The sequence below is a fragment of the Saccharopolyspora sp. NPDC050389 genome (assembly GCF_040655595.1).
Lineage (GTDB): Bacteria > Actinomycetota > Actinomycetes > Mycobacteriales > Pseudonocardiaceae > Saccharopolyspora.
In genome coordinates, this window is the sequence record NZ_JBFAKG010000020.1 from 72165 (window position 1) to 88210 (window position 16046).

13 protein-coding genes are annotated in these 16046 nt (G+C 69.3%); 8 read left to right on the plus strand and 5 right to left on the minus strand.

The genetic code is table 11. The features are described from left to right. Positions 1 to 115 precede the first annotated feature (115 nt). Positions 116 to 3331: a right-handed parallel beta-helix repeat-containing protein gene (locus tag AB0I53_RS15780; protein ID WP_358602483.1), complete on the minus strand. Its 3216-nt coding sequence runs from the start codon at positions 3329 to 3331 to the stop codon at positions 116 to 118. Positions 3332 to 3767: 436 nt separating this feature from the next. On the opposite strand from AB0I53_RS15780, the gene AB0I53_RS15785 reads away from it, so the two are divergent. Next, complete coding sequence (locus tag AB0I53_RS15785; RefSeq protein WP_358602486.1) at positions 3768 to 4622, plus strand: HAMP domain-containing sensor histidine kinase; 855 nt, start codon at positions 3768 to 3770, stop codon at positions 4620 to 4622. Between the two features lie 220 nt (positions 4623 to 4842). Here the strand turns inward: AB0I53_RS15785 and AB0I53_RS15790 are convergent, their stop codons facing one another. Together AB0I53_RS15790 and AB0I53_RS15795 are read right to left on the minus strand one after the other, a co-directional pair. After that, a complete protein-coding gene (locus AB0I53_RS15790) occupies positions 4843 to 5103 on the minus strand; it encodes a hypothetical protein (RefSeq protein ID WP_358602489.1) in 261 nt (86 codons plus the stop codon). An 82-nt stretch (positions 5104 to 5185) separates the two neighbouring features. Next, on the minus strand, positions 5186 to 5410 hold the full coding sequence (locus AB0I53_RS15795; protein ID WP_358500909.1) for a zinc finger protein: 225 nt from the start codon (positions 5408 to 5410) through the stop codon (positions 5186 to 5188). A gap of 113 nt (positions 5411 to 5523) precedes the next feature. Between AB0I53_RS15795 and AB0I53_RS15800 the strand changes: the two genes are divergently transcribed. Next, on the plus strand, positions 5524 to 6375 hold the full coding sequence (locus AB0I53_RS15800; RefSeq protein WP_358602492.1) for a helix-turn-helix transcriptional regulator: 852 nt from the start codon (positions 5524 to 5526) through the stop codon (positions 6373 to 6375). Beyond that, positions 6365 to 6655, plus strand: a complete 291-nt coding sequence (locus AB0I53_RS15805) for a DUF397 domain-containing protein (protein WP_358602495.1) — start codon at positions 6365 to 6367, stop codon at positions 6653 to 6655. The genes AB0I53_RS15800 and AB0I53_RS15805 overlap by 11 nt, the downstream gene beginning before the upstream one ends. 6 nt (positions 6656 to 6661) lie before the next feature. Here AB0I53_RS15805 and AB0I53_RS15810 read toward each other — a convergent pair whose 3' ends face one another. Together AB0I53_RS15810 and eccCa are read right to left on the minus strand one after the other, a co-directional pair. Then, positions 6662 to 7402, minus strand: coding sequence for a response regulator transcription factor (locus AB0I53_RS15810; protein WP_358500904.1), 741 nt, complete (start codon positions 7400 to 7402; stop codon positions 6662 to 6664). A gap of 191 nt (positions 7403 to 7593) precedes the next feature. Beyond that, positions 7594 to 11535 (minus strand): type VII secretion protein EccCa, encoded by a 3942-nt coding sequence (gene eccCa / locus AB0I53_RS15815; protein WP_358602498.1) that lies wholly within the window; start codon positions 11533 to 11535, stop codon positions 7594 to 7596. Positions 11536 to 11838: 303 nt separating this feature from the next. Between eccCa and eccD the strand changes: the two genes are divergently transcribed. The 5 genes from eccD to AB0I53_RS15840 all read left to right on the plus strand — a co-directional run bounded on the left by eccD (position 11839) and on the right by AB0I53_RS15840 (position 15988). Continuing rightward, positions 11839 to 13209, plus strand: coding sequence for a type VII secretion integral membrane protein EccD (gene eccD / locus AB0I53_RS15820; RefSeq protein WP_358602501.1), 1371 nt, complete (start codon positions 11839 to 11841; stop codon positions 13207 to 13209). A gap of 245 nt (positions 13210 to 13454) precedes the next feature. Beyond that, positions 13455 to 14906: a type VII secretion protein EccB gene (eccB, locus tag AB0I53_RS15825; RefSeq protein WP_358602504.1), complete on the plus strand. Its 1452-nt coding sequence runs from the start codon at positions 13455 to 13457 to the stop codon at positions 14904 to 14906. Positions 14907 to 15011: 105 nt separating this feature from the next. Further along, the gene (locus AB0I53_RS15830; RefSeq protein ID WP_358602507.1) at positions 15012 to 15350 is read left to right on the plus strand and encodes a hypothetical protein; all 339 of its coding nucleotides are present in this window, start codon (positions 15012 to 15014) and stop codon (positions 15348 to 15350) included. Between the two features lie 12 nt (positions 15351 to 15362). Further along, on the plus strand, positions 15363 to 15644 hold the full coding sequence (locus AB0I53_RS15835) for a hypothetical protein (protein WP_358500894.1): 282 nt from the start codon (positions 15363 to 15365) through the stop codon (positions 15642 to 15644). Between the two features lie 20 nt (positions 15645 to 15664). Then, positions 15665 to 15988: a hypothetical protein gene (locus tag AB0I53_RS15840; RefSeq protein ID WP_358602510.1), complete on the plus strand. Its 324-nt coding sequence runs from the start codon at positions 15665 to 15667 to the stop codon at positions 15986 to 15988. Positions 15989 to 16046 lie beyond the last annotated feature (58 nt).

Consider the following 16046-nt stretch of genomic DNA (forward strand, 5'->3'; position numbering starts at 1 on the left):
GCCTGCTCAGGACCCGTGAGTACTTTGGGTCGCTATAGCGACCCAAAGTACTCACGGGTCTCCACCTGCGGAAACGCAGGCCCGGCCCCTTCCTTCGCTCCTGCGCGGTGGGGCGTCAGAGGGGGAGGTCGGAGGGTTGGAGGTTTCGGAGGTCGTCGAGGGTCGGGGTGGGGAGGCTGCTGATCCGACCCGCTTGGCGGGTCATCGTCGACTCCAGGAGTTGGCGGGCGTAGCGGGCGTTGCCGAAGTTCCGGTCTCGCGGCACCTGCTCGAAGTGGTCGAGCAGCGCCGCTTGGACGTCTTCGTCGCACTCGTAGCCGTTGGTCTCCGCGGTGCGCTCGAAGATGCTGACCAGCTCCGATGCCGTGTAGTCCTCGAACTGGACGTGGCGGGAGAACCGCGAGCCCAGGCCCGGGTTCGACGCCAGGAAGTCCTGCATCTCCGCCGGGTAGCCCGCGACGATCACCACCACCTCGTCGCGGTGGTCCTCCATCAGCTTCACCAGCGTGTCGATCGCTTCGCGACCGAAGTCGTTGCCGCCAGAGGACGTCAGCGTGTACGCCTCGTCGATGAACAGCACGCCGCCCCGCGCCCGCTCGAACGCTTCGCGGGTGAGCTGCGCGGTGTGCCCGATGTACTTGCCGACCAGGTCGGCGCGCGCGACCTCCACCAGCTGGCCGGTCGGCAGCACGCCCAGCCCGGCCAGCACCTCGCCGTAGAGCCGGGCCACCGTGGTCTTGCCGGTGCCGGGCGGCCCGGCGAACACCAGGTGGTTGCTGATCTTCGGCGTCGGCAGGCCCGCGGCGACCCGCCGCTTGTTGGCCTCCAGCAGGTTGACCAGGTCTTCCACGGCCGACTTCACCGAGCTGATGCCGATCATCTCGCGCAGCCGGGTCAGCGCCGACGGCTTGTCATCCGCCGCGGGCTCCGGCTCGGCGCCCACATCAGCGGGCAGCATCCGGGACAGCTCTTCCTGGCCGGCATCCGGCAGCGCGGCCAGCCGGACGGCCTGCCGGTCGATCATCTCCTCGAAGAGCTTGCGGGCGGCGCGGCCGTTGCCGAAGTCGGCGCCGCGGTGCATCCGCCCGAAGTGCTGTTCGAGGGCCTCGCGGGTGCCGTCGCCGAGCTCGTAGCTGTGCGCCTGGCACATCCGCTCGACGATGGTGACCAGCTCGGGCACCGAGTAGTTCTCGAACTCGATGGTGCGGTTGAACCGCGACGCCAGGCCCGGGTTGGAGGCCAGGAATCCCTGCATCTGCTCGGAATATCCGGCCGCGATGACCACCACGTCGTCGCGGTGGTCCTCCATCAGCTTCACCAGCGTGTCGACCGCCTCGCGGCCGAAGTCGGGGCCGCCGCCCTCCTGCGCGTTCAGCGTGTACGCCTCGTCGATGAACAGCACGCCGCCGAGCGCCTTGTTGAACGCCTCGGTGGTCTTGATCGCGGTGCCGCCGACGATCTGCGCGACCAGGTCGACGCGCGCGACCTCCACCAGGTGGCCGCTGCGCAGCGCGCCGAGCGAGGCGAGCACTTCGCCGTAGAGGCGGGCGACGGTCGTCTTACCGGTGCCGGGCGGCCCGGCGAAGATCAGGTGCCGGCTCATCGGCAGCGCGGGCAGCCCGGCCGCCTCGCGACGCTTGGCCATCTCGGTCAGGTTCACCAGCGTCGTGACCTGCTCCTTGACGCCGTCCAAGCCGACCAGTGCGGCCAGCTCGACCAGCGGCCCGGCCTCCGTGTCGGTGGTGTTGGCGTTGTCGCGGCTGTCCAGGTTCTCGATCTCCAGCCGGTCGGCGCCGCTGCCGCCGCTGTTCGGTGTGTTGACGCCGGAGCCGCCGTTGCCGGTGGCCGTGCAGTTGGTCACCGAGACCGGTTCCGTCGTCTCGACGCGGACGCCGTCGCGGGTGTTGTCGACCAGTTCGCACTCGTCGAGCGTGGCGCGCCCGCCGTTGCTCACCAGCACGCCGTGGCCTTCGTTGTTGCGGATCTTGCTCTGCAGCATGGTCAGTTCCGCGTGGTCGGCGACGGTCACGCCGTCGCCGGTGCAGTCCCGGATCTCGCAGTCCCGGAACATGCCGGTGCCGCCGGGTTCCACTGCCACGCCGGTGGCGGCCCGGATCACGGTGCCGCTGACGTACGGGTCGGCGTCCTCGCCGATCCGCAGGCCGACCTTGCCGACCTCGCCGATCTCGGAGTCCTCCAGCCGGCCGTGCCCGCCGCCGAACACCGCGATCCCGTCGCCGCGCGCCTCCTGCACGGTGACGCGGCGCAGCATCGGGTTCGCCCCGGCGCCCACGCTGATCCCGGTGCCCTCGACGTCGCGCACTTCGAGCCGGTCGAACTCCGCGACCGACTCGTCGGTGAGCACCACGCCGTCCTTCGCGCTGTCGTGCACCGTGGTCTCGCGGAACACGGGCCCGGCCAACTCCCCGACGTGGATGGCGGCCTGCTTGGTGCCGAACACCCGCAGTTCCTCGTAGCTGCCCTTGGCCTTGTCGGTGATCAGCAGGCCGTGCGCCTTGCTGCGGCCGACGCGGCAGCCGGTCAGCACCGGTTCGCTGCCGCCGAGCACCACGACGCCGTGCTCCCGGGTGCCGGTGATCGAGCAGTCCCGCAGCGTCGGGCGGCCCGTGCTGTTCAGGTAGGCGCCGATCGCCACGTCCTTGACGAAGGTGTTGCTGATGGTGGTGCTGCTGGCGCCTTCCAGCGCGATGGCGGGCTTGTCGGTGCGGGAGATCTGGCAGTCCTCGACGGTGGCGCGGGATTCGGCGTTCGCGCAGATCCCGTTGCCGCGGCTGTCGCGGAGCACGCAGCGGCGGATCGTCGGCGCGGCGCGGTCGCTGATCACGATCGCCGAGCTGCCGAGATGCTCGATCACGCTGTCCTCGACGACGCTGCCCGCCTCGGAGGTGTCGACGATGCCGGCGCCGGAAGCGTTGGTCACCCGGCAGTCGCGCATCGCCAGCGAGCCGGATTCCCTTGCCAGCACCGCGGTCCAGGCCGATCCGGTGACCTCGCAGTCGTCCATCGCGGCCTGGCCGCGCGGAACGTCCACAGTGGGCAGTTCCGGGTCGCGTCCGCGCAGCACCAGGCCGCTGAGCTGCACGGCCTCGGACACCACCCGCACCGCGCTGCCGCGCACCGGCGCCAGCTCCACGGTGCGCGAGCCCTCGGCGGCGGTGATGGTGACGACCTTGGTGATCACCAGGTTCTCCTGGTAGCGACCGGGATGCACCGAGATCACCGCGCCGGGGCGGGCCTGCTCCAATGCCGCCGTGATGGTCCGATGACCGTCGGGCCCCTCCGGGCGGACCGAAAGCACAGGCCGTGCCACGCCACTCTCCTCCATCGGCCGCGCGGATCCGGCCGCTAGCGACCGCTAAATCCGCTTTGGGTTGAAACGGTGGTCTCAGCCTGCCTGGCGCGATGCGCGAGCGTTAGTCCCAACAACGTCGCCCGCCGACCCCTTTTCATGGGACTCCCGGAGCGTGGTTGCCGGAAGGTTAAATGGAGCGGACTAATCGGAGAGCCAGCCGTCCCACCCGGACCCGGCGAACGCGCTTAAGGAGCGTTTCGAGAGTGGTTTGTGCAGCGGTGCGGGTGGCGGAACCTGACACGCCGTCCCGCGCTGGGATCCCCGACAGCACGAAGGACCGAACTCGCGGAGAACCCCGCGGGAAGGTTCACGGGAACCGGCAGCGGTGCGAGCCGCGTCCCACACCGCGAGCGGTTACCGCCGCCAATGGAGCAGATCTCAGGGGTGACCAGACGTGGCCAGGGTGAGCAAGGCGCTGGTCGCGGTGTGCCTCGCGTCGGGTGCGGCCGGGTGGGCGCTCGGGCGGTGGACGCGCCGCTACCCGCAGCCGGAACTCCGCTGGCTGCGGCAAGAACTCACGGCCGCGAGCAACGCGCTGATCGAAGCGGAGCAGGGCCGAGCCGATCTGCGGCGCGCGCAGCGCGAGCTGATCACCGCCATCTCCCACGAGCTTCGCACCCCGCTGGCCACCATCCGCGCCGCCGCGGAAGCGCTGCGGGACGGAGTGGCGCAGGAGCCCGAGCGATACCTGGAGAGCCTGGTCGGCGGCGCGCAGCGGCTGAACCGGGTGACCGGCGACCTCTTCGAGCTGGCGCGCATCCAGGCGGCGCCGGTGGAGCGGATGCCGACCCGGCTGGCGGACCTGCTGGATTCGGCGCTGGCGACGGCACTTCCGGTCGCCCTGGAGCGCGGAGTGCGGCTGCACGGCGTCGGCCTGGACAGCGCGACCGACCCGGTGCTGGTCGACATCGCGGTGACGACGCGAGCCCTGACGAACCTGGTGATGCACGCGGTGCGGCACACGGTGCCGGGCGAGCCGGTGACGGTGACGGCGGTGGTGTCGGGCGACGAGATCGAGGTGATCGTGGTCGACGGCTGCGGAGGGCTCATGGATCTCGGCGACTCCGTCGAGCCGGGCGACGCCGGCCTGGCGATCACCCGTGGCCTGATTCGGGCGCACGGCGGAGACATCCGGATAGACCAGGTCACCGACGGCTGCCGCTTCATCGCCCGCCTCCCGGCCCGCAGTGACGTAGCGGCGGGCAACCGGGCGTGGCTCGAAGAGCCCTCGAAGTCTGGTCAACGGTGACCGGGCGCGTGGGGCGGGGGGCGTGTCGCGCCCGGTCACCGGGGTGGGCCGGTGCGGCGGAGGTCGGGGAGGTCACCGCACCGGCCCGGCTCGGGAGGTCAGGACTCGTGAGTGTTGGTTCCGGTAAGAACCGGAGTCAGCACTCACGAGCGTTCACTTCGGGAGGTGGGTCTCGTGAGTGTTGGTTCCGGTAAGAACCGGAGTGAACGCTCACGAGGGTTCAGGTGCGCAGGTGGTGGCGTCCGGTGGGTTCGTCTGGGTCGGTGGTGGGGAATTCCGGTGGTATGCGGGGATGTTCGTGTTCCGGCCCGTGTTCTTCTCGGGTTTCGGCTTGGATGTCGGCTATGAGGTGCCAGACCGTGTAGGCGCCTTCGCCGCCTCCGGCGTGCTGGCCTGTGGTGAAGGCGATGGTTCGGGTGGTGAGCAGGGCGAGGATCAGCAGGTTGAACAGGACGAACGTGCTGAGCTGAATCCAGAACATGGTTTCCCCTTGCCTTGGAAGTTGCTGTTTCTGCTGCTCAATGCCCGTGAGTGCTTTGGGGTGTCATAGCGCCCCAAAGCACTCACGGGCCTGTGGCCCACCCGGCGGTGATCCGCCGCCAGCAGTCCATGCAGGTGTCCTCGCGGATCCAGTCCACTTCGGAGCGATCGTGCAACTCCACTGCATCCGCTTCTGCTCCGCAGAACGCCGCCACCGGCACGCCCGCAGGGGTTTTCGTTGCTGTGATGGGGAAAGCGTGGCGGCCTCCCGTGACCGGGCGCCAGACGTAGGTCAAGTAGTCGGACATCCGGGCTCCCTTTCTGGAACGGTTTAGGCAAGTTTGCCCGAACTCTGGCAAAGTGATCAATTACACGAAAGAGCGAGATCAAACGGGTGGTAGGGCGCTCGTAAGCTGTGCCCATGTCGGACACCCCACGAGCGCGCGCTCTGGCGAAGGAACTTCGGGCAGCTCGCAACGCGGCGGGCTTGACCGCGCGCGAGTTAGCTCGCGTGCTGGGCTGGTCCGAGGCGAAGGTCAGCCGCATCGAAACCGCGCGACGCGGAATCCTGGTGCAGAACGTCGAAGCGATGCTCGGCGTCCTCGGGATGAAGGGCGAGGACCGCGAACGCCTGCTGAAGATGGCCCGGGACATCCGCGAACCTGCCTGGTGGGAGCTCGGCCGAGACCTGCCGCAACAACTGACCGCACTCATCGACGCGGAGCAGCGCGCCAAGCGGATCACCAACGTGTCGCTGAACTTGGTACCCGGCTTGCTTCAGACTCGCGCATACACGCGGCAGATCATGGAGTCTTCTGGTGTCGACGATGCCGTACTTGAGGAACGCGTGGCGATTCGCCAGATGCGACAAGGCATTCTCAGCCAGCGGGACCCCGTCGAGCTGCGCGTCTACATAGACGAGACAGTGTTCGGGCGGCCTGTTGGTGGCCCAAGCGTCATGGCGGAGCAACTTCGTCACGTCGTCTCCGCAAGCGATGCTGAGAACGTAACCGTGCAGGTCCTCTCTCGATCGCTCGGTGCGCATGCAGGGCTGAGCGGAGCGTTCGTGCTGTACGAGTTCGTCAAGTCCCGCCCTGTGGTGTACCTGGAGGCGCGGCGGTCGGGCGCATTCATCGATGCGCCTGAAGACGTCAGCTTGTTCTTGGATGCAGTGAAATTGCTCGAAACGCAGGCGTCCGACCAGGCTGCTTCACGGGAGATACTGAACCAGTACGTGCGGCAGTACGAGAGCGAGGCGCGACATGACTCCTGAGTTAGCCGGCTGGCGGAAGTCCTCTTACAGCGGTGCAGAAGGCGACTGCGTGGAGGTGGGCTGGTCGAAGTCCTCCTACAGCGGGAGCCAGTCGGATTGCGTCGAGGTGGGCTGGTTGAAGTCTTCCTACAGTGCGGCTGAAGGCAACTGCGTCGAGGTTGCTTTGGCTCCCGACCTTGTCGGGGTTCGGGATACGAAGGACCGGGACGGGGGGACCTTGGTGTTCTCCCGGGCTCAGTGGGCCGCTTTCGTTGGCGGGCTTCGAGGTCTTCGCTGGTAGCTCGGGTTATGGCCGGCTGGGGCCGAAGCGGTAGCCGACTCCCCAGACCGTTGTCAGGATCGTCGGGTTCGCCGGGTCCGTTTCGATCTTCTCGCGGAGCCGGCGGACGTAGACGCTCACCATCGATGAGTCGCCCACCTGCCACTGCCACACCCGCTGCATCAGTTCGTCCTTGCGGAACGTCTTTCCCGGGTTCGCGAAGAGGAACTCCACCAGGTCGCGTTCTCGTCCCGTGAAGCGCAGCGGTTTGTTCGCCTTGGTGACCTGGCGGGTCGTCGGGTCGAACGTCAGGTCTTCGATCTGCTGGAGGCGGGAGGGCGGTTCCGGCGGCGCCTGCTGCTGAGCCGCGGAGCGGCGCAGCAGCGCCTGGGCGCGTAGCACGAGCTCGCGGGGGCTGAAGGGCTTGGTGACGTAGTCGTCGGCGCCGAGTTCGAGGCCGTGGATCCGGTCGTCCTGCTCGCCGAGCGCGGTGACCAGGATGATCGGCACCGAGCTCTGCTCGCGCAGCTTGCGGCACACGTGGGTGCCGTCGAGGCGCGGCAGCATCCGGTCCAGGATCACCAGATCCGGGTTGAAGGCGGCGAAGCCGTCGAGCGCCATGACGCCGTCGCTGGCCACTGCGACCAGCATCCCGGCGTGGTTGAGGTAGCTGGCGATGACCTCGGCCATCATCGGATCGTCCTCGACCACGAGCACCCGACGCCGGCGTACCGCGTCCTGGCCCGCGCTGGAAGGTCCGCTGTCCACCGCCCGCCTCCGCTCAATCCCGACAGAGCCGAAGACTATCCGGTGAGCCGCCTCCTCAGCTCCCCCCGCCCGGCGGTTTCGCCGGAAACCGCCGGGCGGCCACCCGACCACCGGGAGCAGTTCTGCCGGTAACTGTCCGGAAGTCATGCGGACGGGACAGTTACCGGCAGGACCGCCGTTCCCGCAGGGCGTTACGCCGGGTTCTTCCGGTGCGGGGTCTGGAGCTGGACGGTCTTCCGACGGGTGATGTACTGCGCTCGGCCGGTCGGGAGCTTCTTCGGGCGGACGTCGTGGAACACCTGGCCCTCCGACGGCGGGCAGGACAGCAGCACCGCCGGGGTGTTCACCTCCAGCAGCCGCCGCACCAGCGGGTCGTACATGGCGCGGGACAGGCCGTTGGCGCTGCGGGCGACGATCAGGTGCAGGCCGACCTCCTGACCTTGCGCGAGGCATTCCAGCATCGGGACGAACGGGTTGTCGCTCGGATCGGAGCTCAGCATGTCGTAGTCGTCGACGATCAGGAACAGCTCCGGGCCGGTCCACCAGTCGCGCTTGCTCAGGCGCGCCGGACTGATCTCCGGGCCGGGCAGGCGCTCCCGCATCGCCCGAGACGTTCCCGCCACCGCCTCCCGCACGATGTCCTTCGAAACCGCGTAGCCCAGCCGGTAATCCTCGGGCACCACGTCGAACAGCTCGCGGCGGAAGTCCACGAAGGTGATCCGCGCCTGGTCCGGCGTGTACTGGCGGGCGACGGAGGCGGCGATGTGCTGCAGCAGGTTCGTCTTGCCCGTCGAGTCATCGCCTGCGATCAACAGGTGCGGGTGCTGGGTGAAGTCGTGCCACAGCGGCTCGATGTCCTCGCCGGACAGGCCGAGCGGGACCCGCAGCTGACCGGTTGGGGCCGGCAGGTCGGCGACGTCGAGGACCGCCGGCAGCATCTTCACCCGCGGCGCGGGCGGGCCGTGCCAGGCGGAAGCGATGGTGGTGATCAGCTCCTGGGTGCCCTCAGCGGTGTCGCCCGGACCGTCCAGGCGCGGCAGGCCGGCGAGGAAGTGGGCCTGGTCATCGGTCAGACCGCGGCCGGGGATCTTCGGCACGGTCGCCGCGGCGCGCATGTTGATCGTCGACTCGACCGCGTCGCCGAGCCGCAGCTCGAACCGGGTGCCCAGCTGATCCCGCAGGCCGGAGGCGACCTCGCCGCCGCGAGTGGCGGTGATGATGAGGTGGATGCCGTAGTTCAGGCCGCGGGTGGCGAGCAGGGTGAACTGCGGCACCAGCTCCATGAAGTCCTGGCGGATCGTGGCCCAGCCGTCCACGACCAGGAACACGTCGCCGTAGGGCTCGTCGGCGAGCTCGCCGGCCGCGCGCCGCCGCCGGTAGGTGGTCATCGAGTCCACGCCGAGCTGCGCGAACCGCTGCTCGCGCTCCTCCAGCAGGGCGTTCACCTGGTTGATGGTGCGCATCATCCGCTCGATGTCGAGGCGGCCGGTGACGCCGCCGACGTGTGGCAGGCCGGCCAGCGAGGAGAGCATGCCGCCGCCGAAGTCCAGGCCGTAGAACTGCACCTCGCGCGGGGTGTGGGTGAGCGCGAGCGTGGTGATCAGGGTTGCCAGCAGGGTGCTCTTGCCGCTCTGCGGGCCACCCGCGATGAACACGTGCCCGCCGGAGCCGGACAGGTCCGCCAGCAGCGGCTCGTGCCGCTGCTCGAACGGCCGGTCGATCACGCCGACCTGCACCTGCAGGGTGTGCTGCGCGGCGTCCACCGCGTTCAGACCGCGCTCCGGGTCGATCGCCAGCTGCGGCAGCATCTGCTCCAGCGTCGGCGAGACGTCCAGCGGCGGCAGCCAGACCCGGTGCGCGGGCGGCCCCGAGTCGATCAGCCGCTGCACGGCGATCTCCAGCAGCGACTCGCCGCCCTCCTCCTGCGGCACCTCGGGTTCCTCGGGCATCGGCGGCTCCCGCGGCGGGACGTAGGAGGTGCCGTAGGGCACGATCTGGCGGGCCACCACGGCCTGGCGGACCTCGCGCCGCGCCTGCCGGTAGGTGCCCGAGACGTAGGCGGCCTTGAACCGGATTAGGGTGTCCACATCGGTCTTGAGGTAGCCGGCGCCGGGCTGCGACGGCAGCTGGTGGGCGTCGGGAACGCCGAGCACGCCACGGCTTTCCATCGCCGAGAAGGTGCGCAGACCGATCCGGTAGGACAGGTGCGATTCCAGCTGGTGCATGCGGCCTTCGTCGAGGCGCTGCGAGGCCAGCAGCAGGTGCACCGAGAGGCTTCGGCCGAGGCGGCCGATCATCACGAACAGGTCCATGAACTCGCGGTGCGCGGCGAGCAGCTCGCTGAACTCGTCGACCACCACGAACAGCGTCGGCAGCGGATCCAGGTCGGCGCCGTCGGCGCGCGCCTTCTCGTACTCGGTGGCGGAGCTGAAGTTCCCGGCCTTGCGTAACAGCTCCTGACGGCGGATCAGCTCGCCGTGCAGGGCGTCCTTCATGCGCTCCACCAGCGACGCTTCGTCGGCGAGGTTGGTGATGACCGCCGAGGTGTGCGGCAGCTTGTCCAGGCCGAGGAACGTCGCGCCACCCTTGAAGTCGACGAGCACGAAGTTCAGGGTCTCCGACGAGTGCGTCAGCGCGAGCGCCAGCACGAGGGTGCGCAGCAGCTCGGACTTGCCGGAACCGGTGGCGCCGATGAGCATGCCGTGCGGGCCCTGGCCGCCCTGCGCGGACTCCTTGATGTCCAGCTCGATCGGCGTGCCGTCGCCGGTGACGCCGATCGGCACCCGCAGCCGCGCGCCGCCGGAGAACCGCTTGGCGTGGACCTTCGCCACGTCGTAGCCGCGCAGGTCGTTGATGTTGAGCAGGGTGGTGAGCTCGAAGTCGGAGACCAGCGGCTCGGTGGTGTCGGTCGAGATGGCCAGCCGGTAGGGGGCGAGCAGGCGGGCAAGGGACTCGGCGCGGGCCGGGCTCAGGAAGTCCGGTCGGCCGATCGGGGAGGTGTCCTCCTTGCCCGCCCGCCCGATCCGCACCAGCTCCGCGGTCTCGGGGGTGACGCGCATGAGCAGGGTGCGGGGATCGGTTTGCCAGTCCAGGGCTTCACCGAGGTCGATGACGGTGACGTTGCGGTAGCCCGAGCCGGTCATCCGGCTGCCGAGCGAGGCCTGGGCACCGTCCATGAGCACCACGACGTAGGGCTCGTCGTGCGTCGGCATAGCGTCCCGGTCGAAGAACGGCCGCCCAGCGAGCTGTTCGCCGAGCAGGCCTTCCAGCTCGCCTGCGGTCTCGGCGACCAGCCGGACGGGGCCGGCGCCGTCGGTGTCGGTCGGGTGCAGGCAGTGCGGCAGCCACTTCGCCCACTCCCAGTGGGCCATCTCCCGCCCGAGGACGACGATCCGCAGGTCCTGCGGCGCGTGCAGCACCGCGAGCTGCGCGACGATCGAGCGCACCATGCTGCGGGCGGCGTCGAGGTCGCCGCGCAGCAGCACCCGGGCGTAGGCCCGCAGGTAGACCGGGACCGGCTGGTCGGAGACCGTGGCGTAGGCGCGGATGAAGCGGCGCAGGGCGTGCGCGGAAAGCGGTTCGAGGTCCTCGACCGGCTTGGTGGTCAGCTCGGCGATCTTGGTGCCGAGCTGCTGGTCGCCGACGGCGATGCGGACCTCGCCGAAGTCCGGGTGGTCCGGCCGAAGCTCCCACAACCGGGACGTGCGCACCAGTGACCACACGGCGGTCGGTTCGGGATGCCGCCAGGTCTGGGCGCGGCGCTGCGCCACCACGGTCTTGCGCACCTGGCGGCGCACCTGACCGAGGTAGCGAAGGTAGTCGCGGCGGGACCCGGACATCTGCCGCTTCCGTTCGGAGGACGCGCGCAGGAAGTTCGCCGCGAGCATGCCGAGCGCGGCGAGGACCATCATGCCCATCGCGAAGTACATGATCGTGCCGCCGCCGCCCATGCCGGGCCGCAGGAAGATCATCACCATCGCCAACGAGCTCAGCGCCATCGGCAGGTAGGTGATCATCCCGGAGAAACCGCTCTGCACCTCCGGCAGCTCCGGGGGCTCCTGGAGGTTCAGCTCGCCGGACGGCATCGGCGGCCCGGGTTGCCGTTCAGGACGGCGGAACAGCGTGACGCTCACGCGGATTCCCTTCCCGCTGGGGAAAACTGTGACCAATGCAGAATTCCACTGGTGCGGGGGGATTTTCAGGTCACGTAAATCGGCGACAGCACCATTGCCGAATCACGCCCTATGGTTTCGGTCAGGACGACGGCGCACTCGTCTCAACGCGAACCTGCTCCGCGCCGTCGGCCGTTCCGCCTCGAACGCAACTGTCCCCCGGGCGATCGAGGCGCCACCGGCGGCGTCGGGCACCGAAGCATGGGTCCGGTGCCCGACGCAGTCGGATTCCTTGAACTCTCCGCCAAAAGGGAGCGTGAACCGGTGAGCACCAGCACGGTTGCGGGCCTGTGCCGCTTGTCCATCCGGTCGCCGGACCGGAACTTCGATCTCGCGGTGCCCACCGATGTGCCGCTGATCGATCTGATGCCGACCATCGTCAGCTACGCGGGAACGCAGGTCGAGGAAGCCGGCCTGGAGCACGGCGGCTGGCTGCTGCAGGACGTCGGCGGCGAGCCGCTGGACGAGGAGGTAACGCCGGAGACCCTCGGGCTGTACGACGGGCAGGCGCTTTACCTGCGGTCGCGGCAGGAAGCCATGCCCGCGGTGCACTTCGACGATCTGGTGGACGGCGTCGCGACCGGGATGCAGGAGCGGCCCGGTGCCTGGAAGCCGGCCGCCACGAAGCGGCTGCTGCACGGGTTGACGCTGGTGGCGGCGGGTGTCATCTGGCTGGGGCTGCTGCTGCCCGGCGATTCGCTGGTGCGGTCGGTGGCCGCCGGTGTCGTCGCGTTGCTGCTGCTGGCGGCCGCCGGCTCGGCGTCGCGCGCGGTCGGCGACGCCTTCGCGGGCACGGCTTTCGGCGTGGCGGCGGTGCCGTTCTTCGCGTTGGCAGGGTTCCTCGTGCCGGGCCCGGAGGCGACCGGCATGGCGGCGCTGCTCGCCGCGTCGGCGACCGCCGCCGGCGGGGTGGTGTTGGCGCTGGCGGCCTCCGGCACCTACCCGCACGCGTTCCTGGGCGTGCTCGTGGTGTGCGTCTTCGGCGTGATCATGGCGCTGCTGATGCTGGTCACCGACACCCTGGCGGAGGCAGTGGCGGCGACGTCCGTCATCGCGGTGGTCTTCGGCGCGTTCATCCCGGGCCTCGCGTTCCGCGTCGCGGGGTTGAGGATGCCGCCGCTGCCGACGAACTCAGAGCAGCTGCAGGAGGGCATCGACCCGCACCCGAGCCGCAACGTGCTGGACCGGACCGTGGTCGCCGACCGCTACATGACCGCGCTGTACCTGGCGGTCGGGGTGATCTGCGCGGCGGGCGTCACCGGCTTGCTCACCGAGCCGGGCTGGCCGACCTACACGATGGCCGGGGTGCTGAGCGCGGTTCTGCTGCTGCACGGCCGCGACGTCGGCGGCGTCTGGCACCGGCTATCGGTGGTGGTGCCCGGCGCTTACGGCTTTACGGTGCTGGTCCTGGCGCTGTCCACGCAGGAGCTCTTCGGGCGGCTGCTCGTGTTCGTGGGCGTGGCGCTGGTGGGCGTGGCGCTGATGGTGGCGGGCTGGATCGTGCCGGGTAACCGCCTGGTTCCGTATTGGGGACGGGCCGCGGACATCCTGCACGTGCTGCTCGCGGTGAGCCTCCTGCCGCTGATGCTGCTGGTGCTGGGCGTGTTCGCCTGGATCCGGGCCTTCAACGGCTAGGGCGTGCTTCCCGGCTCATCTCGCGCAGCGGTGCAGGTGGCGGAACCTCGGACGCTATCTCGACTGCGGGCGTCCGATGCGCGGCGCCGGGGCTGTCCCGGCATGGCGCAAGGCGCTGGATGAGGTCTTGGCCGGTCAGGGGTCGTGCGCGGATTGTGCTGCCATAGCAGCGGAAAGTGCGCACGGACCCACCGGCTCGTGATGATTTTTCGAGTTGACGAGAGTTTCGCAGAGGGCGTGGGAGCGTGCAGTCGCGGCGGGATCAGGTTCAGGCGCACATGTTCGTCATGGGGCGGCTCAGCGCCGGCATGTTGCGGGCAGACCCCGACATCGCCGACACGCCGCAGCGGCGGACGTCGCGCGGCGTGTCGATCGGGATCATCGTGTCCGTCCTGCTCGGGCTCGGGACGTTCCTATTCGGGCTGATCAAGCCCGGCGGGGCGACGGCCTGGCAGGCGCCGGGCGCGATCGTGGTGGAGAAGGAGAGCGGGGCGCGCTGGATCTACCTCGACGGCGCGCTCCACCCGGTGCTCAACCAGGCGTCGGCCCGGTTGCTCGCCGGTGACCGCCTGCAGGTGCACACGGTTTCGGAGAACTCGCTGCTCGGCACGCCGCGGGCGGCACCGATCGGGATTCCCGGGGCACCGGATGGGCTGCCGACGGCCGCCGCGCTGAGCTCCGATCCGTGGCTGTCCTGCGCCGCGCCCGCCGGGCCCACCGGGCCCACCGGGGGCGCCCGGGACTTCGCCATGCTGGTCGGCGAGGCCGACGGCATGCCGCTGACGGAAACCGACGGCGCCCTGGTCGCGGGCCCGGACGGCGCGGTGTTCCTGGTGTGGTCGAGCCGAAAGCTGCGGATGGACACCGAATCCGCCGGTCCCGCCGCGCTCGGCTACGGCACCACCGATCCGATCAAGGTGCCCGCCGGGTTCCTCAACGCGCTGCCGACCGGGCCCGACCTGGTCGCGCCGGAGATCGCGAACCGCGGCGAGGCCGGGCCGCAGCTCGCCGGCGCGCCGAGCGTGATCGGGCAGCTGTTCCGCGATGCCGCGGGCAAGCCCTACCTGCTGACCAAGGCCGGCCTGGTGCCGCTCACCGACACCCTGTTCAAGCTGATCGGCGGCGACCCGCGCACGCAGGCGATCGCCTACGGCGGACAGCCGGTGGAACCGCGGCGAATCGGCGCCAAGGACATCACCGCGCACACCGCCCCGCCCGCGGCCAAGGGCGATCTGACGCGCGACGGGGCGTTCCCCGAGGTGCCGCCGGCGCTGGTTCCGGATGACGAAGAGCAGGCGCTGTGCGCGTCCACCACGCCCGGCCCGCCGGTTTCGACGAGCGTTTCCCTGGTGCCCGAGGCGGTCGTGGCCGAGGCGAAGCCAGTCGTGCCGCAGCCGGGGATCACCGTGTCCTGCCCGAGGCCGGACCGGGTGGCGGTGCCGCCGGGCAGCGGTGTGCTGGTCTCCGCGCTGTCCACCGGCGACGTCGCGCAGTCGACCACGTACCTGGTGGCCGACAACGGGGTGAAGTACCCGGTCCCGTCGACGGACGCGGCGAGCAAGCTCGGGTACACGACGCCTCCGGTGGCCATGCCCGCGATGCTCGTCGACCTGCTGCCCACCGGCCCGGCGCTGGACCCGGCGAAGGCCGGCCAGCCGGTCACCGCGCTGCCGCCGGTGACCCCGGCGCAGTGCTGATCCCCTTGCCACGTCCCTGTTCTGGGATGTGGTAGGGGCGAGCAGGCGGCCCTAGTTTCTGTGTTGTCCGGCAGCAATCCCTTCGCACGAACCCGGAGGAGCGGCGTGAACCAACCGTCTATCGATCTCAACGAAGAGGTCCACAAGCAGAAGGTCTCGGCCTTCAAAGATCACATCGCGTCGATGAGCACCATCGCCACCACGATCGGGGGCTTCGAGGCCGAGCTGCGGGCGGCCTACACCGGCCCGGAGACCGAGATCTTCGGTCGCAAGATCCAGGAGTGGGTGACGAACTACAACACCGTCAAGGGCAAGTTCGACGAGGTCGTCAACCAGCTCGGCGTCACCAACAACAACGTCAACAACATGAGCGACAACAACGTGAACCTGGCGATGAACCAGGACATGAGCCCGAACTCGTTCTACAACGGGATCAAGGGCTGAGGAGCGTAGACCATGAGCCTTCACATCGACACCCGCAAGGTGAACGAGATCCTGGACAGGTTCCACCAGGAGAACAACAAGATGCAGCAGCTGATCGACCAGGTCATCACCGACGGCAACGGCTTGAGCGCCGTCTCTTCCGGTGCCTGGAAGGAAGCCTGGACGGGCGCTCAGGGCCAGGTCAACGCCGCCAAGGGCAAGATGCAGGAAGCGTTCGGCAAGGCCACCTTGATCCTGCAGGACATGAGCGACGGCCAGATCAACACCGACTGGCGGAACGCCCAGGGCTTCTAGGAACAGGCGGTCGGTGAGTCATGGCCAAGGAAATCACTCACGACAAGTCGGCGACCGATCAGTACCGCACGATGTTCGAGGAGTGCCGCAAGGATCTGACCAGTGCCCCCGAGATCATCGCTCTGCAAGGAGCATTCGACATCCTGGCGGGTCAGACGAACGAAGGCAAGCTCATCGCCTCGGAGTTCAAGCGGTCCCGGGAGAACATCGCTACCCAGGTGCGGAACCTCGTGCTCCAGACGCTTCCCGACCTGACCGGGAAGTTGAACCTGGTCGACAAGAACTTCGAGAGCACCACGGAAGAGAACAAGGAGAAGGCCGACGGCGTCACCGTCACCTTCTGAACCGGGCTTTCCGGCCGGTCGCACCAGACCGGCCGGAAGTTTCGGGAGGGCCCTGTCG